Raw genomic sequence first — 20,660 nt, 5'->3', positions numbered from 1 at the left:
TACAAAAGCGACAAACACGAGATGTAGGCCGGGTAAGGCGCAGCCGCCACCCGGCAAAACTTACTGCAACGCGTTGCCGACGCGCTTATCTTTCAGGAACACCACCATCAGCCCCAGCCACAGCACGCCGTTCGCGAGGTTAAACAGGCTGAACAGCCCGTTGCCGCCAAAGCTGTAGGCGTGTTTGCTGACTTCGATCCCGACGGTGAAAATCAGCATCTGCAGCATCCCCATCGCGGCGGAGACCGTGCCTTTACTCATTTCACTGGCGAACAGCGTCAGGCGCACCAGCCCGGCGTTTGCCAGGCCGATACCGAAGGCATAAATACTCAGCCCGGCCGTCATCCACAGGTAAGCATGTGAAGAGGCGACGGTGGCCACAGCCGCGACCACCAGCCCAGCGACAATCGGCCAGCCGCCCATGATGATCAGCGACCGCACGGAACGACGCGATGTGAGGCGTGCCAGCACCAGGTTGCCGATAATCAGCGCGCCAAAAATCGGCACCTGAAGCAGACCATATTCGTAGCTGCTGAGCTTCTCGCCGCTGATGATGATCACCGGCGACTGGGCAATCCATGCCAGCAGCGGCAGGCTCACAAAACCGGTCGCCAGCGCGCCCGCCACAAAGCGGCCATTTCTCAGCACTTCTTTATAGTCGCGCCCCAGCTCTTTCAGGGACAGCTTTTCGCCGAGACGGGTGGCGGTCTCCGGCATCGCGCGGTGCAGGCCGAAGAAGGAGATTGCCGCCAGGAGCGCGAAAAGCACAAACATTCCTTCCCACGGCGCAACGTGTACCCAGGCCGCGCCCACCAGCGGGCCGAGCAGCGGCGCAATCAGCGCCACGTTTGCCATCAGGGCGGTAATTTTGATACACACCGCCTCCTCAAAGGACTCCTGAATGGCGGCATACCCCACCGCGCCGATAAAGCACAGGCTCACCCCCTGCAAAAAGCGCAGGATCGTAAATTGTTCAATGGTTTGCGCCAGCAGAATGGCGAGGCAGGTGACGATAAACCACACCACGCCGGTGAGCATGACCGGGCGACGGCCAATACGATCTGACAGCGGCCCGAGCAGCCACTGCAAAAACATGCCGCCAGCCAGATAGGCGGTCATGGAGGTTGGAACCCACTCGATCCCGGCGTTGAACTGCTCCACCACGGCCAGCATACCCGGCTGGATCATATCGTTGCCGATATAGGTAGAGAATTCGTAAAGCACCAGACACAGAGGGAAAAGTAACGCCTGACGACCCAGACGATTACCGGAAGAAGAACGGTTTAACATGCGGTCTCTTTTTGATGTAAAAATCGCGATGAGTGTAATGAAATGACGGGTCGCGAGATAGTAAATTATCGAAGATAAACAGAAATAAAGCACATATCGTCGCCGTTTAAGGTTTCCTTAAGTTGACACCTTTATGATGCCCCTATTTCCCGTCAACGAACGTCATTTATGGCCCACAATACTGCCCCATCAGATTTATCTAAGTCGCCGACAACTAAGACAAAACCCCTTTACCGTTTACCGGCCCGCTTTTATGGTTATCAGCTTTTCGTGCTGATTGTTCTGGCGGTGCTGTTTACCTGGCTTTCACGCGATGAAACGCTGGATCGGTGGATAACGGGTTTCTGGTATGACGCCGCCACTCACCATTTCCCGCTCCAGCAAAATCACCTGCTGGACCTGCTGAACCATCGGCTGGCGAAGTACATCGCCATTGCGCTGGCGGCAGTCGCGCTGATTTATGGCGCGTTGCGCCGCAATATGCCGCTGGTGACGGGCGCATTGTTGATGGGACTCGGAACGCTGGTGGTGGGCGTGCTGAAAAGCATCAGCCACCACAGCTGCCCGTGGGATCTGCTGGAGTACGGCGGCAAGGCGGTGTCGTATCCGCTGTTTGGCAGCGCGCCAGAGGGTAGCGGCCCCGGTCGCTGTTTCCCCGGTGGGCACGCTTCGAGCGGCTTTATGATCATGGGGCTGTTTTTCGCCTTCTGGCGTGAGCGTCCTCGTCTGGCGTGGTGCTTCGTCGCCCTGGGCGCAGCGGTCGGGCTGGCGATGGGCTTCGGTCAGGTGATGCGCGGTGCGCATTTTTTCTCTCACAACCTGTGGGCAGGTTGGTGGGTGTGGTTTTCTCAGGTCGTGGCTTACGGCCTTGTTTCTGCCTGGTTTGCAAAAGAGTGATGATGGAATGTTAGAGAATCTCAATTACGGACTGTTTTATCTGATTAATGCCACCCCGGCGTCACCGGAGTGGATGATTATCTTTGCCAAATTTGTCGCCAAAGATCTGATTAACATCGTGCCCCTGCTCATCGCGATCCTCTGGCTGTGGGGCCCGCGCAAGCAGGTCAGCGCCCAGCGCCAACTGGTGATAAAGATTGCGATGGCCCTGGCGGTGAGCATGACCGCCTCCTGGACGCTGGGACATCTGTTCCCGCACGACCGTCCGTTTGTCGACCATATCGGTTCAAACTTCCTGCACCACGCGGCAGATGACTCCTTCCCAAGCGATCACGGCACGGTGATTTTCACCTTCGCGCTGGCGTTCCTGTTCTGGCATCGCGTCTGGTCGGGCGTGGTGTTGATGGTTATCGCCCTTGGCATCGCCTGGTCGCGCGTTTACCTCGGCGTCCACTGGCCGCTGGATATGCTGGGCGGATTGCTGGTTGGTTTTATGGGCTGTCTGACAGCGCAAATCCTGTGGAATATCATGGGCCAGCAGATTTATCGCGGGCTGCAGCGGGTTTACCGCTTCTGCTTTGCCTTGCCCATCCGCAAGGGCTGGATACGTGACTAATCCCGGTCCGACAGGTTACACTTGAACCCCCACATTGTGGGGGTTCACTTTTTCGCCCCGAGGATCTATGGAAACACGACGCGACGACCGCATCTCCCAGCTGCTGCACGCCCTGAAGCGCAGCGATAAGCTGCATCTCAAAGAAGCCGCCACCCTGCTCGGCGTTTCCGAGATGACCATCCGTCGCGACCTGAACAGCGAAAGTGCCCCAGTGGTACTGCTCGGCGGTTATATTGTGCTGGAGCCGCGCAGCGGCAGCCATTATCTGCTGAGCGATCAAAAAACCCGCCTGGTCGAGGAGAAACGCAAAGCCGCGCGGCTGGCCGCTTCCCTTGTGCAACCCCATCAGACCCTGTTTTTCGACTGCGGCACGACCACGCCGTGGATTATCGAAGCCATCGATAACACGCTGCCGTTCACGGCGGTGTGCTACTCCCTGAACACCTTTCTGGCGCTTCAGGAGAAACCTGAGTGTCGGGTGATCCTCTGCGGCGGCGAGTTTCACGCCAGCAATGCCATTTTCAAACCGTTGAATTTGCAGGATACGCTGAGCAATCTGTGTCCGGATATCGCCTTTTACTCGGCAGCGGGCGTGAGCGTGCGTCAGGGTGCGACCTGCTTTAATCTCGAAGAGTTGACGGTGAAGCACTGGGCGATGAATGCCGCGCAGTATCATGTGCTGGTGGTGGATCACAGCAAATTTGGCAAAGTCCGCCCGGCACGGATGGGTGAGCTGGCGCGTTTTGACGCGATTGTGAGCGACTGTAAGCCGGATGACGAGCTGGTCACCCATGCGAAGGCGCAGCAGATTAAGTTGATGTATTGAGTGCGGTTTTGCCGGGTGGCGCTTACGCTTACCCGGCCTACAAGATCGGATTCAATTGATGCTTGCGCACGGTTTTTGTAGGCCCGTGCAAGCGAAGCGCCGCCGGGCATGGCAGACGGCGCTGAACTCACTTAAAACCAACCGCCAAACCACGAGTGGAATTTCATCATCACGAAGTCCCACATCCGGCTAAAGAACCCGCCCTCTTCTATCGCTTCCATCACGATCAGCGGACGCTGCTCGATGGATTTGCCGTTCAGCTGGAAATCAATCGTCCCGACCACCTGGCCCTTTTTCAGCGGCGCGGTGAGCTGCGGATCGGTCAGCGTGTAGCTCGCTTTCAGGTTTTTCAGCTGTCCGCGCGGAATCGTCACAGAACCCGCTTCACCCGCGCCCAGATTCACTTCGCTCTTATCGCCAAACCAGACGCGCTGGCTGATGAAGGTCGCATCCGGCTTAATCGGCGTCACCGTTTCAAAGAAGCGGAAGCCCCAGGTCAGCAGTTTTTCAGATTCGTTAAAGCGGATACGGTCGGTTTTGGTGCCCAGCACCACGGAGATCAAACGCATATCGCCCTGGGTCGCAGAAGCCACCAGGTTATAGCCCGCGCCCGCGGTGGTGCCGGTTTTCATGCCGTCCACGTTCACGTTGCTGCTCCACAGCAGACGGTTGCGGTTCGGCTGGCGAATCTTGTTGAAAGTAAACTCTTTCTCTTTGTGGATAGCGTACTCATCCGGCACGTCGTGGATCAACGCTTTGCCCAGCAGCGCCATATCGCGCGCGGTACTGAACTGCCCCGGCGCGTCCAGGCCGTGAACGGTTTTGAAGGTGGTTTTGGTCAGACCCAGCTTCTGCGCGTAGCCGTTCATCAGGCCGATAAAGGAGTCCTGACTCCCGGCGACGTAATCCGCCAGCGCGATACAGGCATCGTTACCCGACTGAATAATCACCCCCTTATTCAGATCCGATACGGAAACCTGGTCCCCCGGTTTCAGGAACATCACGGATGAACCGCGCAATGCCGGGTTGCCGGTGGCCCAGGCGTCTTTGCCGATGGTCACCATATCGTCGAGCTTAATTTTGTTGGCTTTGAGCGCCTGCCCGACCACGTAGCTGGTCATGATCTTGGTCAGACTCGCCGGATCGAGCTGTTCGTCGGCGTTGCCTTCGGCCAGCACTTTGCCGCTGGCGTAGTCCATCAGGATCCACGCGCGCGCGTCGACCGGCGGCGCTTCAGGGGCCGCGGCTTCCGCTGCATACAGGGTTGGAGAAAACAGGAAAAGCAGTACGGAGCCTGCTGCGAGGCTTCGCAGAGAAGAAGTTTTATGCGTCATAAATGCCACCCGAGTGTCCTTTCTAAAAAATCACGTCACATCACCGTGTCGCAAGAAGCGATGAGTAATAACGTACTAATGAGTCTAAAGAAACCTAAACCAGGTAAAGTTTTTAAAGTTTACGCAATAACGGGCCGGGGCGCTGTTCCTGATGCGATTTTTTTGTCTTCTGTTGCGTAAATGTTAGGTTTATCTCACCATGTGAAACCGCAGGCTTTGATTCACCACTCAGGTTATTTCACTCATTCAGGAGCCAATATGATTACGCTGTGGGGCAGGAACAATTCAACCAACGTCAAGAAAGTGCTGTGGACGCTGGAAGAGCTGGATTTACCGTTTAACCAGATCATGGCCGGTTTGCAGTTTGGCGTGAACAAAGACGCCGAATATCTGGCGATGAACCCGAACGGGCTGGTGCCGCTGTTACGCGACGATGAAACCGATTTAACCCTGTGGGAATCCAACGCCATCGTACGTTATCTGGCGGCGCAATACGGGCAAAATCGCCTGTGGGTGGATAATCCTGCCCGTCGCGCCGAAGGGGAAAAATGGATGGACTGGGCGAACCAGACGCTTTCTGTGGCACACCGTCCGATCCTGATGGGACTGGTCAGAACCCCGGAAGCCGAGCGCGATTACGCCGCCATCAACGCCGGGAAAGAGGCCTGCGAGAAAATGTTTGCGCTGCTGGACGACGCCCTGGCGAATCAGCCGTGGCTCTCGGGCAGCGCGTTTGGCGTGGGCGATATCGCCGTCGGGCCGTTTATCTGGAACCTGACCAACGTCGGGCTGGAGTGGCAATCGCATCCGAACCTGGAGCGCTGGATCGCGCAGCTTAAAGAGCGCCCGGCTTTCCAGAAGGCGGTGATGATCCCGGTCAGCTAATCAGGCCCCGGACGGGCTGACTTTCAGCAGTTGCCCGTCCGATTCGTCGGTCAGCACGTACAGATAACCATCCGGCCCGACGCGCACATCGCGAACGCGGTTGCCTCTATCCCCCAGAATCCGCCCGTCCTCCGTCACCTTATCGCCGTTCACGCTGAGGACAATCACGTCCTTCTCTTTCAGCGCGCCGACAAACAGTTTGTTTTTCCACTGCGGGAAAACGTCACTGTTGTAGAACGCCATCCCGCTCACCGCGGGCGACACTTTCCAGACGAACAGTGGCGGCTCGGTGCCTTCGACGTGCTCGCCTTTGGCTTCCGGAATTTTCAGGCCGCTGTAGTTGATGCCGTGCGTCGCCAGCGGCCAGCCGTAGTTTTTGCCTTTTTCGGGAATGTTGATCTCATCCCCGCCGCGCGGGCCGTGCTCGTTGAGCCATAGCACGTCGGTCCACGGGTTCATCGCCATGCCCTGCGGATTGCGAATGCCGTAGGACCAGATTTCCGGGCGCGCGCCCGCTTTATCGACGAACGGATTGTCCGCCGGAACCTTGCCCTGATCCGTCAGGCGCACCACTTTGCCCTGGAGTTTATCGAGATCCTGCGCCGTCGGGCGCTGGTTGTTCTCACCCAGCCCGATAAAGAGATAACCTTTACCGTCGAAGACCAACCGTCCGCCGAAGTGATTGCCCGTTGAAAGTTTCGGCATCTGGCGGAACACCACCTGGAAGGCTTCGACGCGCGACAGATCGTCACTCAGGCGGCCATATCCCACCGCCGTGCCCGCTTTTCCGTCATTGCCGACTTCGGCATAGCTCAGCCAGATGCGGCGCGATTTTTCAAAATCCGGGGCCAGCACCACGTCAAACAGCCCGCCCTGCCCGCTGTCCCAGACTTTCGGGATGCCGACAATCGGATCCGACAGCCCTTTCCCCGCCTGCCAGTGCTTGAGCTGCCCGCCGCGCAGCGTTATCAACATCCCCTGGTTATCTGGCAAAAAGGCCATCGACCAGGGGTGATCGAGTTTGGTTTGCAGCACATCGACCTTAACGGCTGCGGGCGCGGCCATCACCGAAGCAGAGAGGAATACAAGCGAGAGAGGAATCAGCGAAGATCGGCGCATTACGCACTCCTTTTTTCGACGTTTGGCATAAAGAGTAGCCAGGTCGTTCGGGCGCGTGAGCACTTTTACAAAAGCTTAAGCAGAAGGGGGAGTCGCCTCCCCCGAGATTCAGTGCTGATGGAGCGCGGCATGCTCTTTCAGGCACATAATGCAGAGAGTCAGTGTCGTCAGGCAGTGTTCAAGTTTCTCTGCGCTGACGGCGACAAACGTTGGACAATCATGGTGTCCGGTCATCAGGCATACGGCAGCTTTGGACAACGCGTCAGCCGCGCGTTGCAGGACAAGCTGTTCATCAGCGTCGTAGTGATCCCGCAGGATCGGCGCTTTTTCACGCATGTAGTCACACAGTTCAAAACAATTATCACGCAGATGGTCGCTTTCGCTGACTGACATGTACCCTTTTGCCATCCTTAACTGCAGGTATGCCGCAAGGTCAATCCGGGCATTGATCAGCTTGTTCAGAAGATCGCGTTTCAGTCTGTCAACGGACATGCTATTTCCTCCCTTGTCAGCCATTGTGCAGGATCAGAATAAGCTCATTTTTTGTACAGAATAATGCGGCAGGTCAATAAATCGAAACTAATTAACATCATTTACAATGTAACAACTTTCCTGGCGCCAGGGCCGTAGGCCGGGTAAGGCGCAGCCGCCACCCGGCACTTTCCGCCGTACTACCCTTTAATCTTCGGATCCAGCGCGTCGCGCAAACCATCCCCTAACAGGTTAAACGCCAGCACCGTAAAGAAGATCGCCAGGCTCGGGAAGATTGCCACGTGCGGCGCAATCACCATATCGGCCCGCGCTTCGTTAAGCATCGCGCCCCACTCCGGGGTCGGCGGCTGTGCGCCCAGTCCCAGAAACGACAGGCTCGCCGCCGAAATGATCGACACGCCGATACGCATGGTGAAATAGACCACAATCGAGGAGACCGTGCCGGGCAGGATATGGTTGAACAAGATCGTCGCATCGCTGGCGCCGATACTGCGCGCCGACTCGATAAACGTCTGCTGTTTCAGGACCAGCGTATTGCCGCGCACCAGGCGGGCAAACGCCGGAATGGAAAACACCGCCACGGCGATAATCACGTTCGCCATCCCGCTGCCCATGATCGCCACCACCGCGATCGCCAGCAAAATACCAGGAAAGGCAAACAGCACGTCGCAGATGCGCATGATAATGCGGTCCCACCAGCCTTCGTAGAAACCGGCCAGCAGCCCGAGCACCGTGCCAATCGCCGCGCCGATCAGCACCGCGAAGACCCCCGCCGCCAGCGAGATTTGCGCCCCCACCAGCACGCGGCTAAAGATATCGCGCCCCAGGGAATCCACGCCAAACCAGTGCATCATCGACGGGCCATCGTTCAGCCGGTCGTAGTCGAAGTAATTCTCGGCATCGAACGGCGTGATCCACGGCGCCAGAATCGCCACCAGGATCAGCAGCAGAACGAACAATCCGGCGGTCATCGCCACCGGCTGACGGCGAAATCGACGCCAGAACTCCAGCCACGGCGTGCGGATATGGTCCGGTTTTAACCCCGGCATGGCCTGCAAAATGGCCTGACGACGCCAGTTAAACAATCGCATCTTACTTGTACCTGATAGCCGGGTTAATGGCGGCGTAGAGCACATCCACCACTAAGTTGATAAGAATAAACTCCAGTGAAAACAGCAGCACTTCTGCCTGAATCACCGGATAGTCGCGCATGTCGACGGAGTCGACCAGCAGACGACCGAGCCCCGGCCAGTTAAAGACCTTCTCCACCACAATCGAACCGCCGAGCAAAAAACCAAACTGCAGGCCCATCATCGTGACGACCGGAATCATCGAGTTGCGCAGGCCGTGTTTGAGGATCACCCACTTCTCGCTCACCCCTTTGGCTCGCGCGGTGCGCATGTAGTCTTCACTTAGCACATCGACGAACGAGGCGCGGGTAAAGCGCGCCATTACCGCAGCCACCGCCGCGCCTAAGGTCAGCGACGGCAGGATGTAGTGCTTCCAGGTATCCGCCCCCACCGTCGGCAGCCAGCCCAGTTCGACGGAGAAAATCTGCATCAGCAGCATCCCCAGTGCAAACGCCGGGAACGAAATCCCGGTGACGGCCAGCGCCATGCCCAGCTTATCCGGCCAGCGATTGCGCCATACGGCGGCAATAATTCCCGCCGCCAGCCCGAAGATCATCGCCCAGCACATACTGGCAATCGTCAGCCAGAAGGTCGGCATAAAGCGGCTGGCGATCTCCTCGGAGACCGGACGGCGCGACACCATCGACGTACCGAAATCGCCCTGCAACACGTTGGTGATGTAGTGCCAGAACTGCACATACAGCGGCCGGTCGAGACCCAGTTGCTTGCGCACCATCTCAATGACCGTCGAATCCGCCTCCGGCCCGGCGATGAGCCGCGCCGGATCGCCGGGGAGCATATGGACAAACAAAAACACCAGCACCGCCACAATCAGCAGCGTGGGGATTAAGCCCAGCAGGCGTTTAAAAACATAATTCAGCATGCCTTTCCCTCTCATCCCGCAGGCCATCGCCCGCGGGAATGAGTTCTGTTATTTCAAATCCGCGTCATCGAAGCTGAAGCCCGTATCCGGCATGATGTAGAACCCGGTCAGCGCCTTGTTATGGGCAGAGACCAGTTTTTCAACCACCAGCGGTACCCACGGCGACTCTTTCCACAGGGTATCCTGCGCATCCTTGTACAGACGCTCTTTCTCGTCGGTTTTGGTGGTTTTCAGGGCGTCCGTCAGATCTTTGTCCACCTGCGGATTGCTGTAGAACGCGGTGTTGAACTGCGTCGGCGGCCAGTTCTGCGAGGCAAACAGCGGCGACAGCGCCCAGTCGGCTTCACCCGTCGAGGCGGTCCAACCGGTGTAGAACATTCTCACTCCGCTCTCTTTCTGCCCTTTGCCTTCGACTTCGGCGGCGCGCTGGCCTGCGTCCATCGCCGTCAGTTGCACTTTGATGCCCACCTGCGCCAGCTGCTGCTGGGTGAACTGCAGCACTCTCTGCGCGGTGCTGTGATTGTGCGAAGACCAGAGCGTGGTGCTAAAGCCGTTCGGGAAGCCCGCCTCTTTCAGCAATTCGCGCGCTTTCGCCGGATCGTAAGGCCACGGCTTGTAGGTCTGGGCGTAGGCAATCGACGGCGGGACGATACCCGTCGCTGGCGTGGCGTAGCCCGCAAAGGCCACCTTCACCAGCGCCTGACGGTTAATAGCGTAGTTGATCGCCTCACGCACTTTCGGGTTATCAAACGGCTTTTGCGTGACGTTCATGCTGATGTAGCGCTGCATGATCGACGGGCTGGCGACCAGCTCCAGCTTGCTGTTTTTTTCCAGAATCGCGGCCTGCTCGTAAGGGATTGGGAAGGCAAATTGCGCTTCGCCGGTTTGCAGCATCGCCGCGCGGGAGTTGTTATCGACCACCGGACGCCAGGTGATGGTGTCCAGCTTCGGCAGCCCTTTCTGCCAGTACCCGGCGAATTTCTTCACCTTCACAAAATCGGTCTGATTCCAGGTCACCAGCTCGTACGGCCCGGTGCCGACCGGGTGGAAGCCAATCTCTTTGCCGTATTTTTTCAGCGCTTCCGGGGAGATCATCGCCGTCGCCGGGTGCGCCAGAATATTGATAAACGCCGAGAACGGCTCTTTCAGGGTGATTTTCACCGTGGTCGGATCGACCGCTTCGGTGCTGGCGATGTTTTTATACAGGTTATAGCGCTTGAGGCTGTTTTCTTTATCGCTGGCGCGATCGAGGTTGAGCTTCACCGCCTCGGCGTTGAAATCGGTCCCGTCCTGGAACTTGACGCCGCTGCGCAGTTTGATGGTGTAGACCAGGCCGTCATCGGAGACGGTATAGCTCTCGGCCAGCACGTTTTTCAGCTTCATCTCTTTATCAAGGCCGAACAGCCCCTGATAGAAGGATTTTGCCACCGCCTGTGACAGCGTGTCGTTGGCGTCATACGGGTCCAGCGTGGTGAAGTTGGACGCCACGGCGACCACCACATCTTTGGCCGCAAACGCGGGCGTTGCAGCCAGCGCGGCCGTCACGCTCGCGGCTAACAGCCATGAACGAGCAACAAATTTTGTCATTGTATTCTCCTGTTGTTCCCTGTCTGTCAAAGGCTATAAGCGTGAAAATGCATTGTGTTGATGCGGCGGGGCCACAAAGTGGCCGGGGCCGACTTCGCGCAGGACCACACGCTCCGTCGCTTCGCCGCGTTTACGGATATTGCCCGGCATCTCATCCTGCAACAGCACCCGCTGGCCGTGGCGGTGCGCCGGATCGGCCACCGGAACGGCGGCCATCAGCTTGCGGGTATAAGGATGCTGCGGGTTTTCAAACACCGCGCGACGCGGGCCGATCTCGACGATCTGCCCCATGTACATCACCGCCACACGATGGCTGATGCGTTCTACCACCGCCATGTCGTGGGAGATAAACAAAAATGCGATGCCCAGCTCGCGCTGGAGATCGAGCAGTAAGTTGATGATTTGCGCGCGGATGGAGACATCCAGCGCCGAGACGGATTCGTCGGCGATCACCACCTTGGGATTCAGAGCCAACGCGCGGGCAATGCAGATGCGCTGACGCTGCCCGCCGGAAAACTCGTGCGGATAACGCCAGGCATGTTCCGGCTTCAACCCCACGCGTTCCAGTAACCAGGCGACGCGCCGCTGCCCCTCTTCGCCTTTCAGCAGGCCATGCACCCGCAGCGGCTCCATGATCGAGTAACCGACCGTCTGGCGCGGATCGAGGGACGCATACGGGTCCTGGAAGATAAACTGAATATCCCGGCGCAGGGGCTGCAATTTACTGGCGGGCAAGGTGTCGATACGCTCGCCGTTAAAGGTAATGCTCCCCTCCTGGGATTCCACCAGCCTGAGCAGCGCCCGTCCGGTGGTCGATTTTCCACAGCCGGATTCGCCCACCAGCGCCAGGGTTTCGCCCGGCCAGAGATCAAAACTGACGTTTTCAACGGCATGTACTTCGCGCTTCACGCGGTTAAGCAGCCCGCCGCGCAGCGGGAATCGGGTGACCAGATCGCGCACCTTAAGAATCGGCTCGCCCGGTACCACTGTGTCTTGTTCGGTTTCCGCACTTTGCGCCACGCCCGGCGAAATCAGCGGGAAACGGCGCGGCAAATCGGTGCCGTTCATCGCCCCTAATCGCGGGACCGCCGCCAGCAGCGCTTTGGTGTAAGGGTGTTCCGGGGCGTGGAAAATCTGCTCGACGCTACCGGTTTCAACGGCTTCGCCCTGATACATCACCAGCACCCGGTCGGCAATATCGGCGACCACGCCCATATCGTGGGTGATAAAAATCACCCCCATCTCCATCTCCTGCTGCAGGACTTTGATGAGCTGGAGGATCTGCGCCTGGATGGTCACATCCAGCGCGGTGGTCGGTTCGTCGGCAATCAGCACCGCCGGACGGCACGACAGCGCCATGGCGATCATCACCCGCTGGCGCATCCCGCCCGAAAGTTGATGCGGATAGCGCCCGAGGATGGTCTGAGCTTCAGGAATGCGCACCAGCTCCAGCATGCGTTTGGCTTCCGCCAGCGCCTGCTCGCGGTTGAGCCCCTGATGCAGTCGGATGGATTCGGCGATCTGCTCGCCCACCGGAAACACCGGGTTAAGCGAGGTCATCGGCTCCTGGAAAATCATCGCCATGTCCGCGCCGCGCACGCTCTGCATTTGCGACTGACTCAGTTCGGTAAGATCGATCACCTGTCGGTTGCGACGGCGTAACAGCAGGCTGTCGCAGTCGATGATCCCGCCCGCCTGCTCCAGCAGACGCATCAGCGACAGAGCGGTGACGGACTTCCCGGAGCCGGACTCACCGACAATCGCCAGCGTTTCGCCTCGCTTGAGGGAGAACGAAAGCTGTTTTACCGCCGGGACAGGCCGCCGCTCTTCCTGAAACGCGATGTTCAGGTTGTGGACGGCCAGGACTTCCCGGCTGTCCAGTTCGTTACTGTGCGGCACGCATAAACCCCTTATTCACGATAAATTCCCGTCGATGGCGCATCGCCGGCATAACCCCAGGCGCGATACATCCCTTCACTGTTAAACGGCAAGGCAACGTTGCCCTCGCGATCGACGGCAATCAGCCCGCCGCTGCCGCCGAGCGCCGGGAGTTTTTCCATCACCACGCGCTCGCAGGCCTCGGCGAGGCTTAAGTTGCCGTAATCCATCAATGCGGCGATGTCATACGCGGCGAGCGTGCGGATAAAGACTTCGCCGGTGCCGGTACAGGAGACCGCCACGCTGGCGTTATTGGCATAGCATCCCGCGCCCGGCAGAGGGCTGTCCCCTACCCGGCCCGGTAATTTGTTGGTCATACCGCCGGTCGAGGTGGCTGCCGCGAGGTTGCCCTCTTTATCCAGCGCCACCGCGCCGACGGTGCCCATTTTGGTGCTTTCATCCAGCGGTGCCGCGTGATCGAGCTGGGTGATCCCCGCGTCGCGCGCTTCCAATAATTGCTGATAACGCTCGGGCGTCGAGAAGATCTGTGCAGGGACTAATTCCATGCCATGCTCCGCGGCAAACTGCTCCGCGCCTGGACCCGTCATCAGGACGTGCGGGCTTTGCTCCATCACCAGACGCGCCGCCAGAATCGGGTTGCGCAGATGGCTGACACCCGCCACCGCGCCCGCTTTCAGGCTGTTGCCGTCCATCACGCAGGCGTCCAGCTCGTGGGTTTCGTCGCGGGTAAAGACCGAACCAACACCCGCGTTAAACAGCGGGCACTCTTCCAGCAAACGTACCGCCTCGGTGACGACATCCAGCGCGCTCTCGCCCGCCTCCAGCATCCGCTGGCCCGCTTCGACAATGGCAGAAAGCGCATCGACATAGCGAATTTCCTGCTCCGGACTCAGCTTCGCCCGGGTAATCGCCCCTGCGCCGCCGTGAATTGCGATTACCGCATTACCCATTTCATCACCTGTCAGCGTAAAGGCGCTGCTTTTCCTATAAATATCATTATCGTGGTCAGATCTTTCAGATGAATTTTGAATATAGAAAGACGCAGAGGTGATGTAAAGACTACACCCTCCGTGTCATACAGTTAGAGGCACTTTTCTGTCATAATGCCCGCTTTCGTAGCTCACCCGCAGGAGTAACCCATGGATTTTACCGCCGGACTGATGCCGCTTGAAACGGCACTCGCACAGATGCTCGACCGAATCACCCCGCTGAGAGAGCACGAAACGCTACCTTTGCTGCGCGGCTTTGGGCGCGTTCTGGCGCGCGACGTGGTCTCTCCGCTGAACGTGCCGGGGTTTGATAACTCGGCGATGGACGGTTACGCGGTGCGCCTGGCGGATATTCAGGCGGGAAATGCTTTACCGGTTGCCGGGAAAGCCTTCGCCGGTCAGCCTTTCGCTGGCGAGTGGCCGCAGGGTTCGTGCATTCGCATCATGACCGGTGCGCCGGTGCCTGACGGATGCGACGCGGTGGTGATGCAGGAAGAGACCGAACAGACCGACGCAGGCGTCCGCTTTACCGCCAGCGTCAAAGCAAACCAGAACATCCGCCGCGCCGGAGAAGATATCGCCCAGGGCGCGACGGTCTTCGCCGCCGGTACGAAACTGACAGTGGCGGAGCTGCCGGTGCTGGCATCGCTCGGCATTCCTGATATCGACGTGGTGCGCAAAGTGCGCGTCGCGGTCTTCTCCACCGGGGATGAACTGCAGCTGCCGGGCGAGGCGTTGCAGGCAGGGCAAATCTACGACACGAACCGTCTGGCCGTGCATCTGATGCTGGAGCAGCTGGGCTGCGAGGTGATTAACCTTGGCATTATCCCGGACGATCCAGAAAAACTGCGCGCGGCCTTTATCGAAGCGGACAAATCCGCCGACGTGGTGGTCAGCTCCGGCGGCGTCTCCGTCGGCGAGGCGGACTACACCAAAACCATTCTCGACGAGCTGGGCGAAATCGGCTTCTGGAAGCTGGCGATCAAACCGGGCAAACCTTTTGCCTTTGGCAAACTGGAGCACAGCTGGTTCTGCGGCCTGCCGGGCAATCCGGTCTCGGCGGCTTTGACTTTTTATCAGCTGGTGCAGCCGCTGCTGGCGAAACTCTCCGGTGATAAAGCGTCGGGCCTGCCGGTGCGTCAGCGGGTGCGCGCTGCTACGCGACTCAAGAAATCGCCAGGGCGTCTGGATTTCCAGCGCGGCATTCTGGCGCTTAACGCCGACGGCGAGCTGGAAGTGAGCACCACCGGGCATCAGGGTTCGCACATCTTTAGCTCGTTCAGCCAGGGCAACTGTTTCATCGTCCTGGAGCGTGAGCGCGGGAATGTAGAAGCCGGTGAGTGGGTTGAGGTTGAAGCCTTTAACCATCTGTTCGGAGGCTAAGATGACGGTGGAGCTGAGCGACCAGGAGATGCTGCGCTATAACCGGCAGATCGTCCTGCGCGGGTTTGATTTCGACGGGCAGGAGGCGCTGAAAGCGGCGCACGTGCTGGTCGTCGGACTGGGTGGTTTAGGCTGCGCGGCGGCGCAATACCTGGCAGCGGCGGGCGTCGGCAATATGACGCTGCTGGATTTTGATACCGTGTCGGTGTCGAACTTACAGCGCCAGACGCTGCACAGCGACGCGACCATCGGCCAGCCGAAAGTGGTCTCGGCGCGCGACGCGCTGGCGCGCATTAACCCGAATGTTCACTTTACCCTTATCGACGGGATGCTCGACGAGGCGGCGCTGTCCGCGCAAATCGCGCAGCACCATATCGTGCTCGACTGCACCGACAACGTGACCGTGCGCAACCAGCTCAACGCGGGCTGTTTTGCCCATAAAACTCCGCTGATTTCCGGAGCGGCGATTCGCATGGAAGGGCAGATCTCTGTCTTTACCTATGCGGACGGCGAGCCGTGCTATCGCTGTTTAAGCCGCTTGTTCGGCGAGAATGCCCTCACCTGCGTCGAAGCGGGCGTGATGGCGCCGCTGGTAGGGGTGATTGGTTCATTGCAGGCGATGGAGGCGATTAAAGTGCTGACGCATTACGGCACACCGGCCGCCGGGAAAATCGTGATGTACGACGCGATGACCTGCCAGTTTCGGGAGATGAAGTTGATACGCAATTCAGGGTGCGAGGTGTGTCATTCATAAAAAAGCCGGGTGGCGGCTTCGCCTTACCCGGCCTACAAAACTGACGCATTACGGCACGCCGGCCGCCGGGAAAATCGTGATGTACGACGCGATGACCTGCCAGTTTCGGGAGATGAAGTTGATGCGCAATTCGGGGTGCGAGGTGTGCGGAGGGTAAAACCTGTGCTGTGCGGTCTGGTGCCCTCACCCCAGCCCTCTCCCACGGGGAGAGGGAGAAAACATTAAAAACGGCAACGATGTTGCCGTTTTGCATTTACCTCGTAGGCCGGATAAGCGTTAGCGCCATCCGGCAATGAAGTTAGATTGACGTCCGTCCAAACGCACTCTGCCAGTCCTGCTCAAACTTCACTACCGCCGCATCCACTGCCGGAGAGGTAATTAACTGCTGCGCCACGTCCAGCGGCAGGGTGATCGACTCGCAACCCGCCAGCATACAGTCCAGCGCCTGACGCGGGGTTTTGAAGCTCGCGGCCAGCACTTTGGCGTGCGGGGCGTGCAGCGTTAACAGCTGCTGAAGTTCCACCACGGTCTGAATTCCATCTCCGCCCTGCGCATCCAGGCGATTGACGTACGGCGCGACATAATCTGCCCCCGCTAACGCCGACAACATCCCCTGCGCCGCGCTGTACACCGCCGTCCCCAGCGTCGGAATCCCTTCCGCTTTCAACATTTTGATCGCCGCCAGCCCTTCCGCCGTGACCGGCACTTTCACCACCAGATCGTTAATGATGGCGCGCAGCTTACGGGCGTCTTCCACCATGCCTTCTGCGGTGGTCGCCATTACCTGCGCGAACAGACGCCCTTTTCCGCCGAGGGCGTCATGCAGCTCTGGCAGCAACACGTCCAGCGGCTTTTTACCGGTGGCGACGATGCTTGGGTTGGTCGTTACGCCCGCTAACGGGAAAATGCGTGCCAGTTTTTTGACTGCGGCTACGTCAGATGTGTCGAGATAGAATTCCATGATGTCACCCTCAAAATTAACCTGCCGTAACACTACCACGTAAAAACCTTCCTCAGAGTTGACGCACATCAAAATAACTTTCATTCGAAAGTTATTTAATCTTCATACGCAACAAGAGGCGAAAATATGATCTTCAATATTCAGCGTTACTCCACCCACGACGGCCCAGGTATTCGTACCGTGGTGTTCCTGAAGGGCTGCTCCCTCGGCTGCCGCTGGTGTCAGAACCCGGAGAGCCGCTCCCGCACGCGGGATGTGCTGTTTGATGCGCGTCTGTGCCTCGAAGGCTGCGACCTGTGCCAGCAGGCCGCACCGGGGATTATCGACCGCGCGCTGAACGGACTGATCATCCATCGCGAAAAACTCAACGAAACCCATCTCGACGCCCTCACCGAATGCTGCCCGACCCAGGCGCTGACGGTCTGCGGCGAAGAAAAACAGGTGGCCGACATTATGGCGACCGTCCTGCGCGACAAGCCTTTTTACGATCGCAGCGGCGGCGGGATCACCCTCTCCGGCGGCGAACCCTTTATGAGCCCGGACCTGGCCCATTCGCTGTTTAAAGCCAGCCACGAACAAGGGATTCATACGGCGGTCGAAACCTGTCTGCACGTACCGTGGCATTACATCGAACCGGCTTTGCCCTATGTCGATCTGTTCCTCGCGGACCTGAAACACGTCGATGCTGAGGTGTTTAAACAGTGGACCGACGGCTCGGCAAAACGGGTGCTGGAGAACTTAAAGCGCCTGGCCGCCGCCGGAAAAGAGCTGACCATCCGCGTCCCGCTGATTCAGGGCTTTAACGCCGACGAAGCGTCCATTAAAGCCATTACCCGTTTCGCCGCCGACGAACTCAACGTCCGCGATATCCACTTTTTGCCGTACCACACCCTTGGCATGAACAAATACACCCTGCTCGGCCTTCCCTACTCTGCCCCTGACAAACCGCTCGATAACCCTGAGTTACTGGATTTTGCCCAACAGTTTGCGGCCCAGAATGGGTTAACGGCGACCTTACGAGGATAATGTTATGACACAGCTGAATCTGAACACCCTGACAGACCGCATTAAGGCGCACAAAACCGCTCTGGTGCATATCGTCAAACCGCCGGTCTGTACCGAGCGCGCGCAGCACTACACCGAAATGTACCAGCAGCACATGGACAAGCCGATTCCGGTGCGTCGCGCGCTGGCGCTGGCCCATCATCTGGCCAAACGCACTATCTGGATCAAACACGACGAACTGATTATCGGCAACCAGGCCAGCGTTGTGCGCGCCGCGCCGATCTTCCCGGAGTACACCGTCTCGTGGATTGAAAAAGAGATCGACGATCTGGCCGACCGTCCGGGCGCAGGCTTCGCGGTGAGCGAAGAGAACAAGCGCGTGCTGCACGACGTCTGCCCGTGGTGGCGCGGCCAGACGGTTCAGGATCGCTGCTACGGCATGTTTACCGACGAGCAAAAAGGGCTGCTGGAAACCGGCATCATTAAAGCCGAAGGCAACATGACCTCCGGCGATGCGCACCTGGCGGTGAACTTCCCGCTGCTGCTGGAAAAGGGCCTCGACGGGATGCGCGCCAAAGTGGCAGAGCGCCGGACCCGCATCAACCTGACCGTGCTGGAAGACTTGCACGGCGATCAGTTCCTGAAAGCCATTGATATCGTGCTGGAAGCGGTCACCCTGCACATCCAGCGCTTTGCCGCCCTGGCGCGTGAAATGGCGAGCAATGAGATCCGCGAAAGCCGCCGCGACGAGCTGCTGGCGATGGCGGAAAACTGCGACGTGATTGCCCACGAGCCGCCAAAAACTTTCTGGCAGGCGCTGCAGCTGTGCTATTTCATCCAGCTGATCCTGCAAATTGAATCCAACGGTCACTCGGTTTCGTTTGCGCGTATGGACCAGTATCTCTATCCGTTCTACCGCCGCGACGTGGAGTTGAATAACACGCTGGGACGTGAACAGGCGATTGAACTGCTGCACAGCTGCTGGCTGAAACTGCTGGAAGTGAACAAGATCCGCTCCGGCTCGCACTCGAAAGCGTCGGCGGGCAGCCCGCTGTATCAGAACGTCACCATTGGCGGGCAGAAACTGGTGAACGGCGAGCCGATGGATGCGGTCAACCCGCTCTCCTACGCGATTCTGGAATCCTGCGGTCGTCTGCGCTCCACCCAGCCAAACCTCAGCGTGCGTTATCACGCGGGGATGAGCAACGATTTCCTCGACGCCTGCGTGCAGGTGATCCGCTGCGGCTTCGGCATGCCAGCGTTTAACAACGACGAAATTGTTATCTCTGAGTTCATCAAACTCGGCGTCGAAAAAGAGGACGCTTACGATTACGCGGCGATCGGCTGCATCGAAACCGCCGTCGGCGGCAAGTGGGGCTATCGCTGCACCGGCATGAGCTTTATCAACTTCGCCCGCGTGATGCTGGCGGCGATGGAAGGTGGCCGCGACGCCACCAGCGGCAAGGTGTTCCTGCCGCAGGACAAAGCGCTGTCGGCGGGTAACTTCGACAACTTCGACGAGGTGATGGCCGCCTGGGATAACCAGATCCGCTACTACACCCGCAAATCGATCGAAATTGAGTACGTGGTCGATACCATGCTGGAGGAGAACGTCCACGATATTCTCTGCTCGGCGCTGGTGGATGACTGCATCGAACGCGCGAAAAGCATCAAAGAAGGTGGCGCGAAATATGACTGGGTGTCCGGTTTGCAGGTCGGTATCGCCAACCTCGGCAACAGCCTGGCGGCGGTGAAAAAGCTGGTGTTCGAACAGGGCACTATCGGTCAGCAGCAGCTGGCGAAGGCGCTTGCAGAGGACTACGACGGTCTGACGCACGAGCAGCTGCGCCAGCGTTTGGTCAACGGCGCGCCGAAGTACGGTAACGACGATGACAGCGTGGATCTCCTGCTTACTCGTGCTTACGAAACTTATATCGAAGAGCTGAAGCAGTACCACAACCCGCGCTACGGTCGCGGTCCGATTGGCGGGAACTACTACGCGGGTACCTCGTCTATCTCCGCGAACGTGCCGTTTGGCGCAGCAACGATGGCGACACCGGACGGTCGTAAAGCCCATACGCCGCTGGCGGAAGGCGCGAGCCCGGCTTCCGGTACCGACCATCTCGGCCCAACGGCGGTGATTGGTTCCGTCGGCAAGCTGCCAACGGAGGCGATTCTCGGCGGCGTGCTGCTGAACCAGAAGCTGAACCCGGCGACGCTGGAAAACGATTCGGACCGCCAGAAGCTGATGGTACTCCTGCGCACCTTCTTCGAGGTGCATAAAGGCTGGCACATTCAGTACAACATCGTGTCGCGCGAGACGCTGCTGGAAGCGAAGAAACATCCTGACCAGTATCGTGACCTGGTGGTGCGCGTCGCGGGCTACTCCGCGTTCTTCACCGCCCTGTCGCCGGATGCCCAGGACGATATTATCGCCCGGACTGAGCATACGCTTTAATTTCCACCGGACGGTCCCCTCTCCCTTGAGGGAGAGGGTTAGGGTGAGGGGGAAATGCGCGCGCTGATGCGGGTTCGTGCGGTCTGATGCCCTCACCCCGGCCCTCTCCCACGGGGAGAGGGTGCAAACACTAAAACAGCAACCTTTGGGTT

Annotated in this window: 18 protein-coding genes; 8 read left to right on the top strand and 10 right to left on the bottom strand. The window is 58.8% G+C overall.

From position 1 onward, the window contains the following. Positions 1-60 precede the first annotated feature (60 nt). Complete coding sequence (locus tag QQF33_RS18395) at positions 61-1,290, bottom strand: MFS transporter (protein ID WP_285158392.1); 1,230 nt, start codon at positions 1,288-1,290, stop codon at positions 61-63. A 168-nt stretch (positions 1,291-1,458) separates the two neighbouring features. Between QQF33_RS18395 and QQF33_RS18390 the strand changes: the two genes are divergently transcribed. The 3 genes from QQF33_RS18390 (at position 1,459) to deoR (ending at position 3,629) form a co-directional block, all read left to right on the top strand. Further along, positions 1,459-2,187 carry a phosphatase PAP2 family protein gene (locus QQF33_RS18390; RefSeq protein WP_282492309.1) on the top strand — a complete coding sequence of 243 codons (729 nt, stop codon included), beginning with the start codon at positions 1,459-1,461 and terminating at the stop codon, positions 2,185-2,187. A gap of 7 nt (positions 2,188-2,194) precedes the next feature. After that, entirely contained in the window at positions 2,195-2,803 is a 609-nt protein-coding gene (gene ybjG / locus QQF33_RS18385) for an undecaprenyl-diphosphate phosphatase (RefSeq protein WP_285155609.1), read from the top strand. A gap of 67 nt (positions 2,804-2,870) precedes the next feature. Next, on the top strand, positions 2,871-3,629 hold the full coding sequence (gene deoR / locus QQF33_RS18380) for a DNA-binding transcriptional repressor DeoR (RefSeq protein WP_285149105.1): 759 nt from the start codon (positions 2,871-2,873) through the stop codon (positions 3,627-3,629). 131 nt (positions 3,630-3,760) lie between these two features. On the opposite strand, the gene dacC is transcribed toward deoR, so the two are convergent. Continuing rightward, positions 3,761-4,963 carry a serine-type D-Ala-D-Ala carboxypeptidase gene (gene dacC, locus QQF33_RS18375; protein ID WP_285149104.1) on the bottom strand — a complete coding sequence of 401 codons (1,203 nt, stop codon included), beginning with the start codon at positions 4,961-4,963 and terminating at the stop codon, positions 3,761-3,763. A gap of 258 nt (positions 4,964-5,221) precedes the next feature. Between dacC and QQF33_RS18370 the strand changes: the two genes are divergently transcribed. After that, a complete protein-coding gene (locus QQF33_RS18370; RefSeq protein ID WP_095281375.1) occupies positions 5,222-5,848 on the top strand; it encodes a glutathione S-transferase family protein in 627 nt (208 codons plus the stop codon). Here QQF33_RS18370 and QQF33_RS18365 read toward each other — a convergent pair whose 3' ends face one another. The 7 genes from QQF33_RS18365 to iaaA form a co-directional block, all read right to left on the bottom strand. Beyond that, the gene (locus tag QQF33_RS18365) at positions 5,849-6,967 is read right to left on the bottom strand and encodes a PQQ-dependent sugar dehydrogenase (protein ID WP_285149102.1); all 1,119 of its coding nucleotides are present in this window, start codon (positions 6,965-6,967) and stop codon (positions 5,849-5,851) included. Positions 6,968-7,075: 108 nt separating this feature from the next. Next, positions 7,076-7,459: a biofilm formation regulator BssR gene (gene bssR, locus QQF33_RS18360; protein WP_095281373.1), complete on the bottom strand. Its 384-nt coding sequence runs from the start codon at positions 7,457-7,459 to the stop codon at positions 7,076-7,078. Positions 7,460-7,638: 179 nt separating this feature from the next. Next, complete coding sequence (gsiD, locus tag QQF33_RS18355; protein ID WP_282492303.1) at positions 7,639-8,550, bottom strand: glutathione ABC transporter permease GsiD; 912 nt, start codon at positions 8,548-8,550, stop codon at positions 7,639-7,641. A gap of 1 nt (position 8,551) precedes the next feature. Beyond that, positions 8,552-9,472, bottom strand: coding sequence for a glutathione ABC transporter permease GsiC (gene gsiC, locus QQF33_RS18350; protein ID WP_095281371.1), 921 nt, complete (start codon positions 9,470-9,472; stop codon positions 8,552-8,554). 48 nt (positions 9,473-9,520) lie between these two features. Further along, a complete protein-coding gene (gene gsiB / locus QQF33_RS18345) occupies positions 9,521-11,059 on the bottom strand; it encodes a glutathione ABC transporter substrate-binding protein GsiB (RefSeq protein WP_285158391.1) in 1,539 nt (512 codons plus the stop codon). Between the two features lie 33 nt (positions 11,060-11,092). Continuing rightward, positions 11,093-12,958: a glutathione ABC transporter ATP-binding protein GsiA gene (gene gsiA / locus QQF33_RS18340; protein ID WP_285149100.1), complete on the bottom strand. Its 1,866-nt coding sequence runs from the start codon at positions 12,956-12,958 to the stop codon at positions 11,093-11,095. 11 nt (positions 12,959-12,969) lie between these two features. Next, on the bottom strand, positions 12,970-13,908 hold the full coding sequence (gene iaaA / locus QQF33_RS18335; RefSeq protein ID WP_285149099.1) for a beta-aspartyl-peptidase: 939 nt from the start codon (positions 13,906-13,908) through the stop codon (positions 12,970-12,972). A 189-nt stretch (positions 13,909-14,097) separates the two neighbouring features. Between iaaA and moeA the strand changes: the two genes are divergently transcribed. Then, on the top strand, positions 14,098-15,330 hold the full coding sequence (moeA, locus tag QQF33_RS18330; RefSeq protein ID WP_285149098.1) for a molybdopterin molybdotransferase MoeA: 1,233 nt from the start codon (positions 14,098-14,100) through the stop codon (positions 15,328-15,330). Between the two features lies 1 nt (position 15,331). Continuing rightward, entirely contained in the window at positions 15,332-16,084 is a 753-nt protein-coding gene (moeB, locus tag QQF33_RS18325) for a molybdopterin-synthase adenylyltransferase MoeB (RefSeq protein ID WP_285149097.1), read from the top strand. Between the two features lie 298 nt (positions 16,085-16,382). Here moeB and fsa read toward each other — a convergent pair whose 3' ends face one another. Then, positions 16,383-17,045, bottom strand: a complete 663-nt coding sequence (gene fsa / locus QQF33_RS18315) for a fructose-6-phosphate aldolase (RefSeq protein ID WP_285149096.1) — start codon at positions 17,043-17,045, stop codon at positions 16,383-16,385. Between the two features lie 126 nt (positions 17,046-17,171). Between fsa and QQF33_RS18310 the strand changes: the two genes are divergently transcribed. Both QQF33_RS18310 and QQF33_RS18305 read left to right on the top strand, forming a co-directional pair. Next, positions 17,172-18,071, top strand: a complete 900-nt coding sequence (locus tag QQF33_RS18310; RefSeq protein WP_285158390.1) for a glycyl-radical enzyme activating protein — start codon at positions 17,172-17,174, stop codon at positions 18,069-18,071. 4 nt (positions 18,072-18,075) lie between these two features. Further along, positions 18,076-20,508, top strand: a complete 2,433-nt coding sequence (locus QQF33_RS18305) for a formate C-acetyltransferase/glycerol dehydratase family glycyl radical enzyme (RefSeq protein ID WP_285158389.1) — start codon at positions 18,076-18,078, stop codon at positions 20,506-20,508. The last annotated feature ends 152 nt before the right edge of the window (positions 20,509-20,660 follow it).

Origin of the sequence: Lelliottia wanjuensis (assembly GCF_030238365.1) — a bacterium.
Classification (GTDB): domain Bacteria; phylum Pseudomonadota; class Gammaproteobacteria; order Enterobacterales; family Enterobacteriaceae; genus Enterobacter; species Enterobacter wanjuensis.
The sequence above is the reverse complement of the archived record's forward strand: the minus strand, read 5'-3'. Positions and strand labels throughout refer to the sequence as shown.

Bases quoted from the DNA above. Each gene is read 5' to 3' on its own strand.
- QQF33_RS18310 (WP_285158390.1), top strand. From the start codon at position 17,172: ATGATCTTCAATATTCAGCGTTACTCCACCCACGACGGCCCAGGTATT.
- QQF33_RS18395 (WP_285158392.1), bottom strand. From the start codon at position 1,290: ATGTTAAACCGTTCTTCTTCCGGTAATCGTCTGGGTCGTCAGGCGTTA.
- dacC (WP_285149104.1), bottom strand. From the start codon at position 4,963: ATGACGCATAAAACTTCTTCTCTGCGAAGCCTCGCAGCAGGCTCCGTA.
- deoR (WP_285149105.1), top strand. From the start codon at position 2,871: ATGGAAACACGACGCGACGACCGCATCTCCCAGCTGCTGCACGCCCTG.
- QQF33_RS18365 (WP_285149102.1), bottom strand. From the start codon at position 6,967: ATGCGCCGATCTTCGCTGATTCCTCTCTCGCTTGTATTCCTCTCTGCT.
- gsiB (WP_285158391.1), bottom strand. From the start codon at position 11,059: ATGACAAAATTTGTTGCTCGTTCATGGCTGTTAGCCGCGAGCGTGACG.
- QQF33_RS18390 (WP_282492309.1), top strand. From the start codon at position 1,459: ATGGCCCACAATACTGCCCCATCAGATTTATCTAAGTCGCCGACAACT.
- QQF33_RS18305 (WP_285158389.1), top strand. From the start codon at position 18,076: ATGACACAGCTGAATCTGAACACCCTGACAGACCGCATTAAGGCGCAC.
- gsiC (WP_095281371.1), bottom strand. From the start codon at position 9,472: ATGCTGAATTATGTTTTTAAACGCCTGCTGGGCTTAATCCCCACGCTG.
- bssR (WP_095281373.1), bottom strand. From the start codon at position 7,459: ATGTCCGTTGACAGACTGAAACGCGATCTTCTGAACAAGCTGATCAAT.
- QQF33_RS18370 (WP_095281375.1), top strand. From the start codon at position 5,222: ATGATTACGCTGTGGGGCAGGAACAATTCAACCAACGTCAAGAAAGTG.
- fsa (WP_285149096.1), bottom strand. From the start codon at position 17,045: ATGGAATTCTATCTCGACACATCTGACGTAGCCGCAGTCAAAAAACTG.
- moeA (WP_285149098.1), top strand. From the start codon at position 14,098: ATGGATTTTACCGCCGGACTGATGCCGCTTGAAACGGCACTCGCACAG.
- iaaA (WP_285149099.1), bottom strand. From the start codon at position 13,908: ATGGGTAATGCGGTAATCGCAATTCACGGCGGCGCAGGGGCGATTACC.
- gsiD (WP_282492303.1), bottom strand. From the start codon at position 8,550: ATGCGATTGTTTAACTGGCGTCGTCAGGCCATTTTGCAGGCCATGCCG.
- ybjG (WP_285155609.1), top strand. From the start codon at position 2,195: ATGTTAGAGAATCTCAATTACGGACTGTTTTATCTGATTAATGCCACC.
- moeB (WP_285149097.1), top strand. From the start codon at position 15,332: ATGACGGTGGAGCTGAGCGACCAGGAGATGCTGCGCTATAACCGGCAG.